The organism is Clostridium polyendosporum (assembly GCF_018332455.1).
In the GTDB taxonomy this organism is placed as follows: domain Bacteria; phylum Bacillota; class Clostridia; order Clostridiales; family Clostridiaceae; genus Clostridium_AY; species Clostridium_AY polyendosporum.
Map to the genome: position 1 here is coordinate 1 of NZ_BOPZ01000009.1, position 19,710 is coordinate 19,710.

General features: G+C 29.7%; 16 protein-coding genes. 5 read left to right on the forward strand and 11 right to left on the reverse strand.

All coding sequences use genetic code 11. The annotated features are described in order from the left end of the window. The coding region (locus CPJCM30710_RS06880; protein WP_212903438.1) for a transposase at positions 1–275 on the reverse strand (275 nt) is incomplete at its 3' end. A gap of 517 nt (positions 276–792) precedes the next feature. On the opposite strand from CPJCM30710_RS06880, the gene CPJCM30710_RS06885 reads away from it, so the two are divergent. Continuing rightward, entirely contained in the window at positions 793–1,557 is a 765-nt protein-coding gene (locus CPJCM30710_RS06885; protein WP_212903439.1) for a hypothetical protein, read from the forward strand. 160 nt (positions 1,558–1,717) lie between these two features. On the opposite strand, the gene wecB is transcribed toward CPJCM30710_RS06885, so the two are convergent. The 5 genes from wecB to CPJCM30710_RS06910 all read right to left on the reverse strand — a co-directional run bounded on the left by wecB (position 1,718) and on the right by CPJCM30710_RS06910 (position 7,340). Next, positions 1,718–2,845, reverse strand: a complete 1,128-nt coding sequence (gene wecB, locus CPJCM30710_RS06890; RefSeq protein ID WP_212903440.1) for a non-hydrolyzing UDP-N-acetylglucosamine 2-epimerase — start codon at positions 2,843–2,845, stop codon at positions 1,718–1,720. Next, the gene (locus CPJCM30710_RS06895) at positions 2,842–3,960 is read right to left on the reverse strand and encodes a polysaccharide biosynthesis C-terminal domain-containing protein (RefSeq protein ID WP_212903441.1); all 1,119 of its coding nucleotides are present in this window, start codon (positions 3,958–3,960) and stop codon (positions 2,842–2,844) included. The genes wecB and CPJCM30710_RS06895 overlap by 4 nt, the downstream gene beginning before the upstream one ends. Before the next feature lie 430 nt (positions 3,961–4,390). Then, positions 4,391–5,011, reverse strand: coding sequence for a response regulator transcription factor (locus CPJCM30710_RS06900; RefSeq protein ID WP_212903442.1), 621 nt, complete (start codon positions 5,009–5,011; stop codon positions 4,391–4,393). Positions 5,012–5,347: 336 nt separating this feature from the next. Further along, a complete protein-coding gene (gene yidA / locus CPJCM30710_RS06905; protein WP_212903443.1) occupies positions 5,348–6,154 on the reverse strand; it encodes a sugar-phosphatase in 807 nt (268 codons plus the stop codon). 559 nt (positions 6,155–6,713) lie between these two features. Next, positions 6,714–7,340, reverse strand: coding sequence for a hypothetical protein (locus CPJCM30710_RS06910; protein WP_212903444.1), 627 nt, complete (start codon positions 7,338–7,340; stop codon positions 6,714–6,716). A gap of 527 nt (positions 7,341–7,867) precedes the next feature. Between CPJCM30710_RS06910 and CPJCM30710_RS06915 the strand changes: the two genes are divergently transcribed. Then, entirely contained in the window at positions 7,868–9,460 is a 1,593-nt protein-coding gene (locus tag CPJCM30710_RS06915) for a peptide chain release factor 3 (RefSeq protein WP_212903445.1), read from the forward strand. A gap of 290 nt (positions 9,461–9,750) precedes the next feature. On the opposite strand, the gene CPJCM30710_RS06920 is transcribed toward CPJCM30710_RS06915, so the two are convergent. The 3 genes from CPJCM30710_RS06920 to CPJCM30710_RS06930 all read right to left on the reverse strand — a co-directional run bounded on the left by CPJCM30710_RS06920 (position 9,751) and on the right by CPJCM30710_RS06930 (position 12,716). Continuing rightward, positions 9,751–10,743: an acyltransferase family protein gene (locus tag CPJCM30710_RS06920; RefSeq protein WP_212903446.1), complete on the reverse strand. Its 993-nt coding sequence runs from the start codon at positions 10,741–10,743 to the stop codon at positions 9,751–9,753. Positions 10,744–11,017: 274 nt separating this feature from the next. Then, a complete protein-coding gene (locus CPJCM30710_RS06925) occupies positions 11,018–11,878 on the reverse strand; it encodes a Cof-type HAD-IIB family hydrolase (protein ID WP_212903447.1) in 861 nt (286 codons plus the stop codon). Positions 11,879–12,341: 463 nt separating this feature from the next. Beyond that, positions 12,342–12,716, reverse strand: coding sequence for a desulfoferrodoxin (locus tag CPJCM30710_RS06930; RefSeq protein ID WP_212903448.1), 375 nt, complete (start codon positions 12,714–12,716; stop codon positions 12,342–12,344). A 380-nt stretch (positions 12,717–13,096) separates the two neighbouring features. Here CPJCM30710_RS06930 and CPJCM30710_RS06935 point away from each other — a divergent pair, with 380 nt between their 5' ends. Next, on the forward strand, positions 13,097–13,339 hold the full coding sequence (locus CPJCM30710_RS06935; RefSeq protein ID WP_212903449.1) for a hypothetical protein: 243 nt from the start codon (positions 13,097–13,099) through the stop codon (positions 13,337–13,339). Between the two features lie 240 nt (positions 13,340–13,579). Here the strand turns inward: CPJCM30710_RS06935 and CPJCM30710_RS06940 are convergent, their stop codons facing one another. Beyond that, on the reverse strand, positions 13,580–14,515 hold the full coding sequence (locus CPJCM30710_RS06940; RefSeq protein WP_212903450.1) for an LCP family protein: 936 nt from the start codon (positions 14,513–14,515) through the stop codon (positions 13,580–13,582). Between the two features lie 308 nt (positions 14,516–14,823). Then, positions 14,824–17,118: a right-handed parallel beta-helix repeat-containing protein gene (locus tag CPJCM30710_RS06945; RefSeq protein ID WP_212903451.1), complete on the reverse strand. Its 2,295-nt coding sequence runs from the start codon at positions 17,116–17,118 to the stop codon at positions 14,824–14,826. 404 nt (positions 17,119–17,522) lie between these two features. On the opposite strand from CPJCM30710_RS06945, the gene CPJCM30710_RS06950 reads away from it, so the two are divergent. Both CPJCM30710_RS06950 and CPJCM30710_RS06955 read left to right on the forward strand, forming a co-directional pair. Further along, complete coding sequence (locus CPJCM30710_RS06950; protein WP_212903452.1) at positions 17,523–18,362, forward strand: metallophosphoesterase; 840 nt, start codon at positions 17,523–17,525, stop codon at positions 18,360–18,362. Between the two features lie 130 nt (positions 18,363–18,492). Beyond that, entirely contained in the window at positions 18,493–19,584 is a 1,092-nt protein-coding gene (locus CPJCM30710_RS06955) for a radical SAM protein (RefSeq protein WP_212903453.1), read from the forward strand. Positions 19,585–19,710: the final 126 nt, after the last annotated feature.

Sequence of the window (19,710 nt, forward strand, 5' to 3'; positions counted from 1 at the left end):
AACCATCTATAGGCTAAGTTGACTTCTATATCTCTCACTAGCTGCCTTTCGGAGCGTATGCCGTAAAGGTATCCTATAAAAAGTATCTTAAATAAAACAACAGGATCTACTCCTGGACGACCATTTGTATGACAATACAAATCGTTAGTTAAATCTCTAATAAATGAGAAATCTATGTATTTATCTATTTTTCTTAGCAAGTGATCTTGAGGAACTAATTGTTCAAGCATAACCACTTCAATCTCACATTGTGCTTCTTTTCTTTCTCGTATCATTTGAATAACTCCTATGAAATAAAATTCTATACTTTTAATTTTACTTCATAATTGAGTGAAAACAAAGACTGCTATTCAACAGTGTTTTTATATCTCTATTTTTTATTTCTTTATTTCTTATTTCTTACGTCTGCTCTTTCTTTCTTTTTCTCCATAATAATAGTAAGAATTATAACCATATCCTGCTTTAACATCTACTTTATTCAATACAACACCCAATATATTAGCATTTACTGAATCAACTACTCACCACCTACGCCAACTCTCACAGGTGGGAACTTGAAACTAATAAATATTAATATATTCTCCCACCCAAGCGTAAATTACACTAAGGCTATCTACTTATCTAGTACTATATACTTAATAACGTACAGAATCTAATTTACACAATATTACATAACTTCTTAATTTTCCAGTACGTAAATATAAATAAAATTAGAGGGGTAATATTTAACTTTTAGTAAATTTATACTATAATATAACATATCGACATATATACATAATTGGAGGGATTAATTTGTCAGACATAAATATTGATAGAATTTTAAGTGATTTTGAATCAAAAAAGAAAAAAGAAAGTGAACTGAAATTAAAAAATAAAAAGGAAACACTTGACAATTTAGATGAAATTAAAAACCTATTACATGACAATATACGTATAAATAACGTTTTGTCCGAATGTACAAAACTTAGTAAAGAACCTAACTTTGTTAGTGATTTCTTTGGTATGTTTTGGCCTATCCATTATACACTAATTTGGATTGTTATTAATTATAGTATATTTAGTATTTTAGATTTTAAATCTAAGCCTTTATTTATTGGATTAGTATTAATAGAGTATATTACATTTTATTTACTTGTAACCGTAAGAGGATATCGTAAAATAAACTTAGAAATTACAGAATTCTTTCAAGAATATGGAGAATCACTAAAAGATAATATACCATTGCTAGTACAACAAAAAATTTCTAATCAAAAAAGAATCTTCAATCTATTACCAGATGAATTTATAAGTCATATTAATTCTTACAATGACGACTTATATTATTTGTGTGTTAAGGACACATATTTAGGGAAGTATTTTAAAAAATCACACTTTTTAAAAGATGATATAGTTTTAAAGGAAGTTTCTTATTATGAGAACTTATATGTAGCTAATTTTGAAGAATGGCGACGTGAATTCAACCGAACAGTTACACAGATACAATCAGTGTTACATAAATCGAAAAAAAAGAGTGAGGTAGAAGAGAAATTACATAGTGAAAGAACTTTAGTGGGATAAATAACATATTTAAAATGTATAAGAAAAAAGCAGATTTATATTCTGCTTTTTTTATACAAAATTAATTTATTTCTTTCCCCAAATTGGATTATATCTATAAATTTACTAAATAAATAATCATTTAAATACTTTACAATACTGATAAATTATAAACATTGCATTAATCCTTTTTCCAGACTAATTCATTTATTATCTTTGTATAACTTTGAATAATTTTAACAACCTTAACAGATACATTCTCATCAATATAATCCTCAGCTAATACTGTCTTTTCATTGTTTTCATACATTGCTCTACTCAACTCTACAGCTTGCACTATATCTTTTTGAGTTATACCTCCAATTACAACAGTACCTTTATCAAGCACTTCTGGTCTTTCAGTACTTGTTCTTATTAATATTCCTGGGAATCCTAATATTGCTGATTCTTCACTTAAAGTTCCGCTGTCAGAAAGTACACAAAAGGCATTCATTTGAAGCTTGTTATAATCCAAGAATCCAAAGGGTTTTAATTGTCTTATCAGTGGATTGAATTTAATATTCTTATCTTCAATCCTCTTCCAGCTTCTTGGATGGGTTGAATATATTATAGGCATCTTATATGTTTCAGCCACTGTATTCAAGGCTTCTACTAATGAGAATAAATTCTTATCATTATCTATATTCTCTTCTCTATGAGCACTTACTAATATATAATTATCTTTTTGAAGGTTTAACTGTTGAAGCACATTAGACTTCTCTATCTTATCCATATTCTTTGTTAAAACCTCCTGCATAGGAGAACCAGTAACAAATATATGTTCCTTTCTAATTCCTTCACTCAAAAGATATCTTCTGCTGTGCTCTGTATATGCTAGGTTTATATCGCTGATATGATCTACTATCTTTCTATTGATTTCTTCTGGAACATTCTGATCAAAACACCTATTTCCAGCTTCCATATGAAAAATTGGTACCTTTAATCTCTTTGCAGAAATTGCACTTAGGCAGCTATTTGTATCCCCTAAAACCAATAATGCATCTGGTTGTTCTTTTTTTATTATCTTATAGGATTCGGCTATTATATTTCCCATGGTTTCTCCAAGATCTTTACCCACTACCCCTAAAAAGTGGTCAGGTTTTCTAAGCTCAAGATCTTGAAAAAAAATATCGTTTAACGTATAATCCCAATTCTGTCCTGTGTGCACAAGTATATGATCAAAGTATCTATCACAGGCTTTAATCACTTCTGATAATCTTATTATTTCCGGTCTTGTTCCTACAATGGTCATTACTTTGAGTTTTTTCACTGCTTAACCACCTCACTAAAATAAGTGTCTGGCTGTTCTTGGTTAAAAATTTCATTTGCCCAAAATAATGTTATAACTTCCTCTTCTCCAATATTCTCAATGGAATGAGTATATCCTGATGGTATATCTACAACTTCAGGACTTTCCCCAGTAACTCTATATTCAATTACTTTATCCTCATCAATTTTTCTAAATCTGATTATAGCCTCTCCCTGAACTACAATGAACTTTTCTACTTTTGTGTGATGATAGTGATTTCCTCTGATTATTCCCTTAAAAGTCTTTGAAACAAACATTTGCCCAAATTCCTTTGACTTAACTAACTCAGTTAGCCACCCTCGATTATCTGCCTTCTTATTCAACTTGTATGAAAAGTTATCTTCTTCTAGGTAAGATAGATATGTTGAATACAATACCTTTGTAAAGTCGTCTTTCATATTGGGTATTATTGAAGTATCTCTTATCTCTCTAAAACTTTTTATTTTACTTACAATCTCTCCTAATGTTGTCTTATATACAGTTTCTACAGAATAATAATAATTCTTTGACTCTTCATTACTATCTAAGCTTTTAATCAATGTACTCACTACATCATCTATATAAACTAAGGTTAACTCCTTATTTTCATCTGAGATCCAAACCTCTTTATCTCTTGCAATATTGTAACAAAATGTAGCAACTGCAGAATTATAGTTTGGTCTGCACCACTTTCCAAATACATTGGGTAATCTATAGATAAAAATCTTTGCTCCTGTTTTTTGTGAGTATTCCTTCAATCTTTCCTCAGCAGCCTTTTTGCTCTGACCATAAGGATTATCTAATTCTGCCTGTATGGAAGAAGTCATTAGTATAGGTGTTTTCATATTATTATCTATAAGAAACTGAGCTATCTCTCCTGTTAACTCCGAATTGCCTTGAAAAAATCCCTTCTCATCCTTAGGCCTATTAACTCCAGCTAAATGAAATATAAAATCTGCAGCTTTTATATATTTATAAAGTTCTTCCTTTGAGTTTTCCACATCATAAGTTATTATTTCATGCTGTCCATCCTCATTTAGCTTTGTCACAAAATTCTTTCCTATAAAACCTTTTGCACCTGTCACTAAAACTTTCATTATATTTCCTCTCAAACTTATGAAAACTTTACTTCTTATAATGTATATATTTTTTAAATAAATTTATTCCTATAGTTAATGAAAGTCACGTCCAAAAGACAAAATGAAAAGGCATAGAGCTCTTTTTCTTAGTGATTTTCACCTTGATGAAATGACAGCAAATAAGATGTTAAAATTCAAAGTGAAACTTAACAGCCTATGTAGCATATTTAGATAGCCTAATCTTTTCTAATTATTTTATAGACTCTAACAATAGTATTATAGATAAACAACCTCATAACTGAATTGACTAGGAATTAAAGTTATTTATCTTTAGTACTAAAAATATTATCTAATCTATTAAAATTCTTCTATATTTAAAATATTATTATCTTTAAGTCCTATAAATACTTACAGGGTAAATAATATGTTCTGCTTAAGAGTGGTTGTTTTAATTTCTTATAATATTTGCAGCATAGATAAAGTGTATTACTTGGCAGCGGTGGCTTAAATTGAGCTTTGTTAGTATGTTGCTTACATGTTTTTTCACTGTACTTTCTGATATCAAAAGGTTCTGACCTATTTCTTTATTGCTTAAGCCTTTGGCTAGTTCTACAACAATTTCCTTTTCTCTTTCTGTTAATTGATTAAACAACTTAATTGCCTTATTATTTCTACTGTGTGATATTATCCCACTATCATAATACTTCTTTCCTCGCAATATACACTTAACAGCATACAAAATCTCATCTCCATAAGCCTCTTTTAGTATATATCCATCAACTCCATATTCCTCAGCTTGTAAGAACTCCATTTCAGATATATACTCTGCTAATATGATATATTTACAATTCCTTAAAATTCGTTTTCCTTCTTTTATTAAATCCAAACCACTTTTCCCACCTAATTCTATATCTACTAATACTAAGTCTGGATTTTCTTTTCTTATAATAGATATGGCTTCAATGATATTTCCACTTTCAAAAACTTCGAAGTTTTCTTCACTACACTCCAACATTGCCTTTAATCCGTTTCTTATCATTGGTTGACTGTCAACAATTAATAACTTCATTTCCATTACCTCCCAGAGCTTCTTACAACTTTAATACGTAGAGATATGTGAAATTGAGAGGGTAATTTTATGATTTTAGTAAATATATTATAAAATTCTTTCTATTTTTCTTTAGCAAAATTACAGCATATAAAAAAATTGGCAGGCGAACTATATTTTATTTTTTACTCTTTAGGTATAGTAATTAAACTGACCGTCCTAAATTACATTTTGAATTCATCTATAATTATTCAATTTTATAACTGGTCTAAAGAGTAAAAAAACAACCTCTATACTACCTTTAAGATAATACAGAGATTGTATGTAACTTATAAATTCAACTATGAAGTTGTATGTCTAGCATGCTAAAACAAACTTTTTGATTACGTGAGCTACTCCATCATCTTCATTTGTCTTTGTGATATAATCTGCTGCTTCCTTTACTTCTGCAAAGGCATTACCCATAGCTACTCCTAAACCAGCAAATTGTATCATGTGAAGGTCGTTACCTGCATCTCCTATGCATATAACCTGCTCTTGCTTTATACCAAGATGTTCTGCTAGTGCCCTTACTCCTTCTCCTTTGTTGGCTTCTTTGTTCAAGAACTCTAAGAAGAATGGTGCACTTCTTACTACAGTGTATTTTTCATAGACTTCCTTAGGAAGATTTTTTATTGCCTCTTCTAATACTTCTGGTTCATCAACCATCATTATCTTTATGATGTCCTCATCTTCTTTTACATTGCTATAGTCTACCTCAAGTACTGGTATTCCATTTATTTCTCCTTCATGAAGAGAATACTTTGAAATTACTGGAGTTATGCAGCCATCATTTGAGAAACCATGTATGTTTACCCCAACCTCTTTACTTACATCATATAAATATTTTAAGTCACTACCTTTTAAAACATTTCTTGAGATTATTTCTTCTGTTTTTGAATTTTGAACTAGTGAACCATTAAAGCTTAATACATAGTCATTTTCATTTACCAAATCTAGTTCTTTTAGATATTTTGTAATCCCTGCTATTGGTCTTCCTGAAGCTAGAACTACTTTAACACCCTTTGTCTTTGCTCTATGAATAGCTTTTTTTGTTTCCTCAGAAATAGTCTTGTCCTCTTTTAATAAAGTTCCATCCATATCAACAGCTATTAATTTATACATACCCCTAACTCAACTCCTATATAATTACTTTTATTGAAAGTAAACAGGCTTGTCCTTAATGAATTTCAATTCATAAACTTATACCTTGCATACTCTCTAAAATTCTAAATTAATTTCAATATTAAAGATAAACAACTTTAATCCTTAATCAATTCTGGAAAATAGCCTCGACATGCAATGCTTTTTCCAGAATTATAGATTGGGTTATGAAGTTGTTTAGCTATATCTTTATTATAACATTTCAGAATTTTATAAATTTATTAAATATTATTTACCCAAAGTAATTATACCAAATTAACTTCAAAAGGCAACGTTTTCAGAGTTGTTTTTATATAAAGATAAACAACTTGAGTCTTTAAACAATTGATGTTAAATAAAATTTAATAGGCATCGAGCCTATTAAATTTGAGCCAGATTTTGCTTCGTGAAATGGCAGCAAATAGCCTCGACATGCAATACTTTTTCTAGGATATATAGTTATGAAGTTGTGTATCTATAATAAAAGAATAAGGCAGTACATTTTAGCACCACCTTACTCTTAATTTAACAATTCATGTTTTTATTGTACAAGTATGTTTTTTAAGGAATCTATTTGTTTTTGAATTGAAGTAGGTAATTTACTTTTATCTATATATGCAAATATACCTAAAACATCATCTTCAAAATCAACATTCTTAACCATTACATATGGATTTTTAACTGTTATTAGAGACTGATCTTCATCTATAGTTACATACTGACTTTCATGCTGCTTTAAAACACTCATCACTGTTTTATTGGCAAGCTTAACCCTTCCTAGATAAGCTTCATTAAGTTTTAAAATAAGATTATTTTGTTGTGGATATGCATCTAATATGAGCTTATATTGAGAAGGTACTATATCTAAAACCTTTGTATTTACATATAGATTTACTTTTTTATCTTTGATCTCTGACTTGAAATCCTTAACTTGGTTAGTTGATGCTATAAGTTCATCTAATCTATTCTCATCAATCCTAATTCTTGCTGATAAATCACTAATATTTACTTTTGCTGATTGAAATAGTATATCTTGTGCACTTCTATCTACAGTGCCACTATAAGGTTCAACCTTCTTTTCTGGAGTCAACATAAGCAATGCCCCCCCTATCAATAAGATAATTAAACCTAAAATAATCAAAAATATTATACTGCCTTTTCTTTTCATACTTACCACCTTACTTAAATATTTTCCATATTATTGTCTACCTTTATTTTTTTTATATTCCTAAACTATAAAAAAATAATCATCTTAATATAATTATACAACTTTATAATCGAATATTAAATTCAGGATGCACAAGTTCATATTAAATTAAAAACTTAGAAAAAATATTGATTGCTGAGGCTAAATGCCCTTTCAGTGCTATTTTTCTAAATTTTATTAAAGATTAAAGTTACTTATCTTTAATAAGTATAATTCTTACAGCCTCCTAATCCTTGAAATATAAACTGTTACTTGCTATAATTAGTTTGTTTTGATTCTTATTATTATGTTTACAACTTAATGATATTGAAGATAAATTTATTGAGCATAATAAAATTGAATAAGTGCATATCATATTTAATTTTAGCCAGATTTCACTTTGTGAAATGAAAGCAAATAAATCTTACAATATTAAATATAATTATGATTCTACGGTTAGGTCTGCCTATCGCAGACCTTTTTTAACATTTAAAAAGGAGGAATTGGGATTGGTTGATTTAAGACAAGAGATAGAAAAAAGAAGAACCTTTGCTATAATATCTCACCCCGATGCTGGTAAGACAACACTTACTGAAAAGCTGTTATTATACGGAGGTGCAATTAGACTTGCAGGTTCTGTTAAGGCTCGAAAGGCTTCAAAACATGCTGTTTCTGACTGGATGGAAATAGAAAAGCAAAGAGGTATTTCTGTTACTTCATCTGTAATGCAATTTAACTATGATGGCTACTGTATAAACATACTTGATACTCCTGGACACCAGGACTTCTCAGAAGATACATATAGAACTCTTATGGCTGCTGATAGTGCCGTGATGGTTATTGATGGTGCAAAAGGAGTTGAGGAACAGACAAGAAAGCTGTTCCACGTTTGTGCTTTAAGAGGTATTCCAATATTTACCTTTGTAAACAAGATGGATAGAGAAGCTCAAGATCCATTTTCGCTTTTAGAAGATATTGAAAGAGAACTTGGAATTAAATCATATCCAATGAACTGGCCAATAGGTTCCGGTAAAGACTTTAAGGGAGTTTTTGAAAGAAATAATCATACAGTTCAAGTATTTGGTGGCGGAAACCACGGACAAACTGAAGTTAGCTCAACGGAAGGCGATGTTTCTGACCCAATCTTCAAGGATTTACTTGGAGAAACACTTCATTCAAAACTTATGGATGATGTTGAACTTTTAGATATAGCTGGTGATGATTTCGACTTAGAAAAGGTAAGACATGGTGAACTTACTCCAGTATTCTTCGGTTCAGCCCTTACAAACTTTGGTGTAGAACCGTTCCTTAAGGATTTCTTAGGGCTTACATCATCACCACTTCCAAGACAATCAGATCAAGGAGAAGTTGATACCTTTGAAGAAGGCTTTTCAGCTTTTGTATTCAAAATTCAAGCTAATATGAACAAAGCTCACAGAGATAGAATTGCCTTTATGAGAATATGTTCAGGTAAGTTTGAAAAGGGTATGGAAGTTAACCACATACAAGGTGGAAAGAAGCTTAAACTTGCTCAACCTCAACAATTCCTTGCTCAAGATAGAGAAATCGTTGATGAAGCTTTTGCAGGAGATATCATAGGTGTATTTGATCCTGGTATATTCTCCATTGGTGATACCCTATGCTTGAGTCCTAAGAAGTTTAAGTTTGAAGGAATACCTACTTTCGCACCTGAACACTTTGCTAGAGTTAGACCAGTTGACACAATGAAGAGAAAGCAATTTGTTAAAGGGGTAACTCAAATTGCTCAAGAAGGTGCTATTCAGGTATTTAAAGAACTTCATGTTGGTATGGAAGAAATCATTGTTGGAGTTGTTGGTGTACTTCAATTTGAAGTTCTTGAATATAGATTAAAGAGTGAATACAACGTTGATATTAAGATGGATAGACTTCAATATAGATATGTTAGATGGATTGAAAATGAAGATATCGATGTAAACAGCTTAAACTTAACTTCTGATACTAAGAAAGTTAAGGACTTTAAGGATAGAAATCTTTTAATATTCCAAAATGATTGGGGTATAAGCTGGGCTCTTGATCACAATAAGGGCTTAGTTCTTTCTGATATAGGCAAAACTGAGTAATAATAAAAACCTGATGGCTTGTGCCATCAGGTTTTTCATATTCATTACTAAAGATAAAATTTTATCCTTTATTGATAAAATACGTATTAGTTATTATAGTTATAAAGATAACCAGCTTCAATCCTTAATGAATTCAATTATGAAGTGGTTTATCTGTAATACAGCTTTGTCATAATAAAAAGTTGATACTTTCTTTATTAAAAAGATATATAATCAATAGAACATAGCATTTTACATATTATCTGCTATTTGCTATGACAAAGCTGCAGTATTATCAAATGAAATTGTAGTTAGGCATATCTAACCTTAATACCTTTTCCTTTAAAGACAAGCTGCGCAATCTTATGTCTATCTACTATAATCAATGAGAATAGTACAGGAATTAATGTACCTATTATAGTGTACGTAATATATCCAAAATTAACTTTGCTTAATAAGAAAGACTCTAATGGTTTATGGAGATACATTACTATCAATGAATTTTTACCAGTGTATAATAGAAATCTTCTCAGCCTTCCTTCTACTAGTATACTACTGAAGGATATTATACATATTGTAAATATAAGTGGTACAACCAAGTCTAGTACAACAAACTTAAACTCTGAAAACTTTAAGTTTAAGAAGTAGTATATACCAAGTTTTAAGTTTAGTTCATAAAATACTACACATAGTATTAGACTTATTAAGAATGTACTCTTTTTTGTTATAATAGATATACAATCATTCATAACATAACCTATTGCATAATATGGTATAGCAACCATAAGTACGTCAATGTTCCATGGTAAATACATACTAGTCGTTATATTCTCAACAGCATCTGGTATTACCTTCAATGAGTAAGCATGACCAGCCAAGTAAAGAAGGACAATAAGAGCTGTGAAATATGGTTTTTTAATATACTTTTTACCATAGTTGAAAATAACTTTTGTTAAAAACAAACAAGGGACGAACCAAAAAACTCCCGGTATTGCTTTTCCGCTGTAAATATGCCTCCACCCATAGAGTATTACATTCTCCAATGATAAATCTTGTGGATATGCTAAAAAAGTAAATGCCATATCAACTAGTGAAAAAGTAAGATACGGAAGAAAGAATTTCTTTATTTGCGCTTCTAAATTAAGACCATCCTTAAAAAGCATACCACTTATTATAAAGAAAGCTGGCATATGGAACCAATAAATCATAGGTGCGTATTCAAACTCACTATGAGACAGCACCACTGAAATAATCAAAAACCCCTTAGCGATATCTAAATAATCAATTCTTTTTAAAGATCCCATCTTTAAAACCTCCTATCTAAATCTAGTCTTCCTAAATTTATATGTAGTTTATGTAATCTGCAGCTAAATACTTTATGAATTTTTAAAACATTGACTAACATCACTAAACCTAAAAGGAGTTACCCCTTATTTAAAAATATAACAAAGTAACCTTAAGATTACCTTAAAGAATTGTGACTTAAAAATTAACTTTAAGGACACATACGCTCAAAAAAGGCATCTGCAAAAATACAGACACCTAAAATATATATATTAGTTTAACATATTAATAGTATTATAGTAATACTATTTCTTCTTTTTTATTATTTTCCTCTAATATAAACTTATTAATTGCTTTTGCAACTCCTGCATTAGTATTCTTATCTGTTATATAATCTGCTGCCTTTTTAATTTCCTCTGAGGCATTTCCCATAGCTACTCCTAACCCTGCATATTCTATCATGGAGAGATCATTTTCACTATCTCCTATACATATAACTTCTTCCCTCTTTATACCTAATACTTCTGCTAATCTTTTTACTGCTGCACCCTTTGAAGTTCCTGCACTCATCACCTCAAAGTTATCTGGACCAGAGCTTACAACCTCAAGGTCATGATATTGTCTTAACTCCATTTTAGCCTTCTGCAGCTTTTCTGTATCCTCATGTTCTATACATATTACCTTTAATATATTTCCCTCATACTTTTCAAAGCCTTCTCTAAGATCTATACCTTCATCAAATTTAATTTTATATTCTTCTGCACTGTGTTTATTGGTTATTTTATAACTATTCTCTTCATTTATAACTATTTCCGAGATAACGGTATCAAAAGTATTTAAATATGTTAGTAGCCCATGTTTCTTAACAACGTTATATATTTTAACAAATTGATCTTTGTTTAAAACTGATTGATAAATTACTTCTTCTTTATCCTTCTCTCTTATATATGCACCATTAGAGGATATAATAGGAGCCTTTACACCAGTAAGATGTGAGTAATACTTTGCTGAAGTAAATAATCTTCCTGTAGTTATTGCAATTTTCACTCCCATTTCTGTAGCTTTTTTTAAAGCTTGTTTGTTTTCTTCACTTACTGTATGAATATCGCTTAAAAGAGTACCATCCATATCTATACAAATTAATTTATATTTCATACGTTCTCATCCTTTCGAAAATATTTTATCTCTAAAGTTATGTAGGCTTAAATTCTAATAAATTTAGCTTTTTCTTGAATATATTAGCTGTAAAGTGCTTTATATTTATTATTATATCAAAACAACTGAAATTTTACCCAACCTTTAAGGAAATTAATGTTAACATATTGTTACTTCTAACTTAGCCACTTAAAAAGTAAACTCTGACTAAAGATAAACAACTTCAATCTTTAAACAATTCATGAAAATAGCCTCGACATGCAATGCTTTTTCAGGAATTATAAGTTTAATTATGAAGTTGTATATCTATAAAACAATAACTACACAACTTTATAACTGAATTTATAATTTAAGTTTAATACCTTGGTAGTTTATTACTTTATATTTATTTTATAATTTAAATTTAAAAGACCAGTATTGAGCATTATGTTGATAGCTCAATACTGGTTTTTCTAACTAAAGGTTATGCTTTCCACAATCCATGTAGATTGCAGTATTCTCTTACTGATATAATTCCGTCTTCAATTGGAAAGAATGCTTGTGGCTTTTCACCTGGTTTTAAGTTCTTTTTATAAACTCTATTAGTAGTTATAACTTCAATCCATTCAATAAAGTGTTCTGCAACCATTGGGTGTTCCACTGATCCAACTTTGACAATTATACCGCCTTCAACTTTATCTATAACGGGTACATGTTTTTCTTTTGCACCATCAGATGTATTCTCTACCTTAAGGGTCATTGGCTGACCACAACAATATAATGTTCCGCCAGCTTCATGAGCAACTTCAACGATATTTCCACATTTATCACATTTATAAACTTGATTTATTTGAGTCATCATTCTCCCCCCTAAATCTTTATAAACATATTCGTAATTATTATCAAACGATAACAATTACTTACAATATATTATATACTATGCAATTTATATTAACAATATATTTTCTGAAAATTGAAATAATAACTATAGATGCTTTTATCGTATTTCTCTCATTTATATTGATTCAGTACTCTATTTATGCATGTTTTTATGTTTTTATGTTCTTATGTTTTTATGTTTTTATGTTTTTATGAAGATTAAATATAATCGACCATTATGTATTCTAAGGTACGCAACTTTAATCCTTAACTAATTCAGTTATGAAGCTGTGTATCTATGGAAGCTATTCTCTATGGTTGAGTTATATTTTTAAGTACTATTTTGAAAGGAGTATTATTATGACAAAAGAAAAAAATAAACCAAAAGAAGCTCTTATCCCTAATAAGCCTACTTTACCAAATGAACCTTATCTCCCTGATGAGAGAGACTTCTATAAACCTGATGAACATTCATTAAAGTCTAAATCTAAAGTTGACGATTCATACAGTCCCTTACCAAGTCCAGTTGAAGATGATATAGTGAGCCAGAATATTGCATATAATGAATTTGATTATACTGATAAAACTCTATGGAAAGATTAGAGCAATTTTTAAAAAAGTCACTTTTTTAATGTTTTCTACAGTAAACTAATTTGCTGATGGAGCAAAACTTAGTTGAACTTAACAATAAAAACAACCCACTTGTGTTTATTAATTTTCAGAGAAAACTACAAGTGGGCTATTATTTTATGTTTAATCGTATTTTTATAATTTAATTTTTTAGTAAAACTTTGAAGAACCTTATATTTTATAACTTTATTCTATTAAAATGCATTAATAATTTTAAGAATCACCATAAATAAATTCATGCAACCTTTTTATATTTTGTTCTTTATCCCATTGCAAATAATAAACTCCATTAATAGTAGAATCCTGCCAAGTACCATCTATAGGTAACCTTAATTCCTTAATATTTTTATCTTTCATCAAAAGTATTTTATTAAGCAATATCATTAATTCATTAGAATTAAGACTTGTTTCTACATAAGACGTGGCTGTTGATACTAGTTGAGGGTACTGTATACTGTTGCTAGTTTTAAGTTTATTGTATATTGATGATATAACATTTCTTTGTCTATTGGTTCTATTAAAATCACTATCAATACTTCTAATTCTAGAATATGCTAAAGCCTCAGTTCCATTAAGTAGTTGTAATCCTGGTGTTGTTACAGGCTTGTGCTTATGATTTTTATCTCTTTTACTTAATCCTGAATTTATATATTGTATTTCTTCTTTATTAATATTAATCTCTACTCCACCTAACAAATCAATAATTTGTACTAAACCAGTAAAATCAATTTTAATAAAATCTTTTATATCTAAATTGTAGTTGCTGTTTATAACCTTAATACTCTCAACAGGACCACCATAGTGATATGCATAATTAATTTTGTTAACTTTATCTTCTCTAAAATTAATATAGCTATCTCTAAGAATTGATGTAAGTTTTATCTTATCATTTTTTTCATCTATTGATAATACCATTATTGTGTCAGAAGCCAATTCTTCCTTATCAATTCCAAGCAAAAGGATATTCGTAACTTTTTTCTCCTCACTTTTACGTTCTATTTTTTCATTAATTTTTAGATTATCTTCACTAACTTGAATTGGAGAATACTTCACTTTATTTATTTTTTTATAGAAATAATAGGATAACGACATTGCAGTTGCAATAATCAATAAAATTCCAATAAATAATATCTTTTTGTTTTTCTTCATAACAAATAATCCTTATTTATTCATTTACTATAGTTTTTGATACATGTATATTATATTTGACATATCAGTTATTCCAATAAATTATTGCTTGGATTAAAATTTGGATCAGGAGTGTCATTCATAACTTACCAATAATACTAAAAATCGCTCTAAGCTTAGAATAGAATTTGATAGGTAGGAGCCTATTAAATTCGAGCCAGATTTCGCTTCGTGAAATAGCAGAAAATAAAACCTAAAGATTAATAGACTACATACCTATTAATCTTTAGGTTTTATTAATATTTACGGATTGAAATGTTTTAGCTTTACTATGGGATTATAACGTTATGCTGGTTAACATCAGTTGGTTTTAAATTTAAGTTACCACTTTTAATAACATTATTTACAATAGTTGCTATGCTATCTGCACTAGAACTCATTGTATTTATAGATGAATTTTCAAATAAACAATTTAACACTGTTAGAACTTTATTTGTTGACGAAGTAGTTAAACTGGTGCCTATAAAGTGACAATTTAAAAAATTACATTTATCAATTGAAAGAGGCAAATAACTTTTTGCATCAAAATAACAATTTCTGAATTCAGTTTTACCATGACCAATATAATTATTAATATTTATATCTTCTCCAATTCTATCTGGTGCATTACCTTTAATAAAATTACAATTACTATATATTGCCCCTGGCAAAGAAACCATGAAATAATTTACTACTGTCATATTTTCCACTATTGTAGGTTTTCCCGTATATCCTAGCTCATTGGTAGCATTAATTCCGTAACCGTACCCTTGTATATACACATTTCTTATAACCCCACCACGCATCAACAATGAAATAGCAGTTGATGTTGTATCTGCTTTTTCTCTGTAAAAAAGAAGTCCATCTATAGTAACACCACTATAGCTACTCCTAGTAACACACCAACCACTACCTGCGTTGGTAATAGTTATAGGAGTTCCTTTTTTCATTAGTGATAATTGAAAAGTATCATTGGTTCGATTCACTACATAATATATCTTTGTTTCCGATAATTCTGGTGGTAAAGTTCCCGATCCTTTCTCTACTACAACTTCCGCATCATTGCCCATATCATGATTTTTTATAGTAAATATACTACTATTAACATTAACAGTAGGTTGACCAACCCAACCACTTGATGTTGTTCCATATAGCATACCACCATAAAATATACAGTTCGAAATAAGCGCTCTCTTAGATCCTCTGAAATTAAAATTTGCACTAACAAGAATATTATTACTTACTATTAGATCCTCGATACTAGATTCTGTCCACAAACTTGTTCCTTTATCAAATATATTATTAGATATTATCATTTTCTTTCCAAATCCACTAACTGTTGCCAAAGATGGCGACTTAAAATGGTTATTTGTTATAAATACATTCCATCCATCTGGATTAGTAATGTCCCCTCTAGCGTTATTATAAAATATATTATTGTTTATAAATATATCTTCGTTTACTCTTAAAAATGGCGCACTGGGATCAAGTGGATCTGGAGCTCTTCTTATATTCATTGTACCTTCCATAACTTCTAAATCAATACCATAGGAAGGTAAAGTGCCATTAATATGATGAATTTTATTATTCAGTATATGAACGTTGTTACCGCCTGTTACAGAAATACCTTGTCTTCTACAATTATATATATCACAATTTTGTATAACTGTATGCTCAGAAGCCTCATCAAAGCTGTATTTTTCGCCTAAATCAAAATTTTTATAAATATATGATACATCAAAACCATCACCAGTCATGTCGCATACTTCAACATTATCAATGCAAATATTTTTTGATGCATACATTCCAAATCCATGACCAGATTCATGGGTATAATACTGATTATCTATGGTTATATAAGGTCTATTAACATTAGTAGGATCACTCCAGGTAGGGTCAATAGCTTGTACACTAACTACAATAATCATTTTATTTACTTCATCAATTGTTCCAAACCACCCTCTGCCACTTGGAGAATTAAAATCACCATTAGTTCTAAAATTAACAAACTTCATATTGTTATCATACTGATAAAAAGAATATACTGATGTTTTTATATGACTACTTGGATGAGCTCTCCAGAATGATAGAAGACCTATATTATCTCTTCTATTAATAATTGTTGAACGTATTTTTGTTGGATCATTGTTTAATGTGCCATCTGCATTAACTCCTCCAGGCTCCATAAAAACTTTTAATTCAGTAGCATGCTCATTCCTATCTCCAACAACTTTGCCACCACGCACCGTAATATCGTGAGTATATTTAAACCCAAATATTAGATACCAAGGACTTGTATTTGGCTGCATCTTTACAACGGTATCTTTTCCCATTTTAAAAACCATATTACTGGGAATTTGTATACTACCAGAAGCAAATGTGCCGTTTCTTTCATATTGAACATCAACTAGATATACCCCGCTGGATAATATCACCTCATTATAACCATTTTGTGAAGCCCAGTTTAATGCATTATTTATACCAGCTCTAGTTTGTACCGCATTAGTACCATCATTGAAGATTCCCCATCTAGTTAGTTCTATTTCATATGCATTTCCAACATTATTATTTGAAGTTGTAGTCACATGAATTCACACCCTTATTATTTATCTTTTATATTATATTGTTTTTTTGTCCTATTATTTAAGGTCAATATTATCTTATTATTTTACTTATAATCATGTGACATTTTTTTTCATATTTCAACAAAACAAATGTTTAAGCTTACTATTTTTCTTTCATTCTGGATTTTTACCAACATAAAGTATGTAATACTATGAATAAATTAATCACCCTTTTATTTATATCCAACAAATTTCATATTACATCTTTAATATCATATATAATATTTTTCAATATCCATGTTAAAATATTATATATAAGTTTATTGGTAATATTAACCAAAACCAATTCACTTGCCTTATATATAAAATATACTTTAACCTAAATATTTTATTTACAAGTGTTAAGTAAAAACAAGGAGTATGTTATGAAAATGCTAAAAGCATTCTTTTTTGTCACACTTTTAATAATTTTTCTATACTTACAAAATAATTTACTAAAGATTACACGTATTAAATTATCGTTTGATAAACTTCCAAAAAGTTTTAATGGATATAAAATAGTTCACTTATCAGATTTGCACGGAAAAACTTTTGGTAGAAGTAATAATAAATTGATATCTACAATAAACAAAGAAAAGCCTGACTTAATAGTCATTACTGGAGATTTGGTGGATGTCCGATATTTTAATGATAATGAAACAATAAATTTCTTAGATCAAATAAAACAGATAGCTCCGATATATTACGTAACAGGCAATCATGAACTTGCCAAAGGAAGGTTCACTCAATTAGAAAAAATCCTAAAGAAAAAGGGTGTAAAAATTTTAAGAAACTCTACTGATATGATTAAAAAGAACACTGAAGTTATTGCCTTAATAGGCATAGATGATCCCATTTTAACTGATGTAACTGATAATAATATTAATCGTAAACTCTTATCTATGAAACTTGAAAAATTACTAAAATCAACTCAACAATCTACTTTTAAGGTATTACTTTCACATAGACCTGAACAATTCTCATTGTATGCTGAATATAATATTGACTTAACCTTTACGGGGCACGCTCATGGTGGACAAATAAGATTACCTTTTACAGATGGTCTAATTGCACCCAATCAAGGTTTTTTACCTAAATACACAAGTGGCAAATATACGCTTAATAATTCTACTATGATTGTAAGTAGAGGTCTAGGTAATGGTTCAATTCCAATAAGACTTTTCAATAGACCTGAAGTTATCGTTACAACATTATACCGTAGATAAATGAAAGAATAAAATACATGCATATCTCAGAATATCAGAGAGTATAAATGTTAAGAACTTTAAAAACAGCTAGATTAGAATAGTGTTTACCAACGAGAATAAATATGTTTAAGAAAGGATTGGTTAAATAATGAGTACAACATGGGGTCAGCTTGGTAACAAACTAATAAATCAGGCAAAATCAAAAAAAATACCTATTGCTGGTCAGTTTGAGCTAACTTCTCGCTGTAATCTTAAATGTAAAATGTGTTATGTTGCTAGACCTATAAATGATAAAGAGGCAATGCATAGTGAACGCTCTGCTGAAGAATGGATACGCCTTGCTCATGAGGCTCGTGATGAGGGTATGCTGTACTTACTACTTACTGGTGGAGAAATATTTATACGCCCTGATTTTAAAAGAATTTATGAAGAAACTTCTATGATGGGTTTTAATATAGAGCTCTATACCAATGCAACAATGATAACTCCTGAGATAGCAAAATGGCTTAGCCGTATACCACCCTCGAGGATAGGGATTACAATGTATGGCGCTTCTCCTGAAACTTATGGAAAAGTATGTGGTAATGCTAACGGCTTTGAGTCTGCAGTTCGTGGAATTGATTTGCTTCTATCGAAAGATATAAATCTATGGTTAAAAACAACTGTAATACAGGATAATGCTAAGGATTTTGATGAACTTGCTGAATTTGCTGAAAAACGCGGTGTAGAATTTGGTATTGTTAATTATATTTCTCCAAGACGTGAAGACTGTAGCACTTGCCCTGAATCCCACCGTTTATCTCCTAAAGAATTAATTGAGTATGAGCTATATGTGGACAAGTATTTTAGAGATAAACCAAAAGAAACACTAAATAAGAAACAAGCTGATGAGTGTTCTAATATAACTGATGTTACTGATAAGAAACTAATTGAAAATAAAAATGATGCTTTTAAATGTCCATCTGGTAAATGTGCCTTTTGGGTAACCTGGGATGGAAAAATGACTCCTTGTGCGCTGATGAATAACCCACACTCCTCTCCATTCGAAAAAGGGTTTTCAGCAGCCTGGAATGAACTACAAGATCTTTGTTCCTCTGTTCCGATCTGTAGAGAGTGCGATCAATGTTCTTTAAAAGACTACTGCATGTCCTGCCCTGCACGACTTCAAGTAGAAACAGGATTTTATGATAAACCAGCCCAATATCTTTGTGAGCTAGCTAAAATAAGGAAAAACTTATAAATTACTTATTGTTTTATAAATTCAATAACAACACAAAGATAGTCTAAATGTATCACTAATAGTACTATTTTCAAATTTATTTATAATCAAATTCAAGTGAAGCATAAATAAAAAATTTAAAAATAT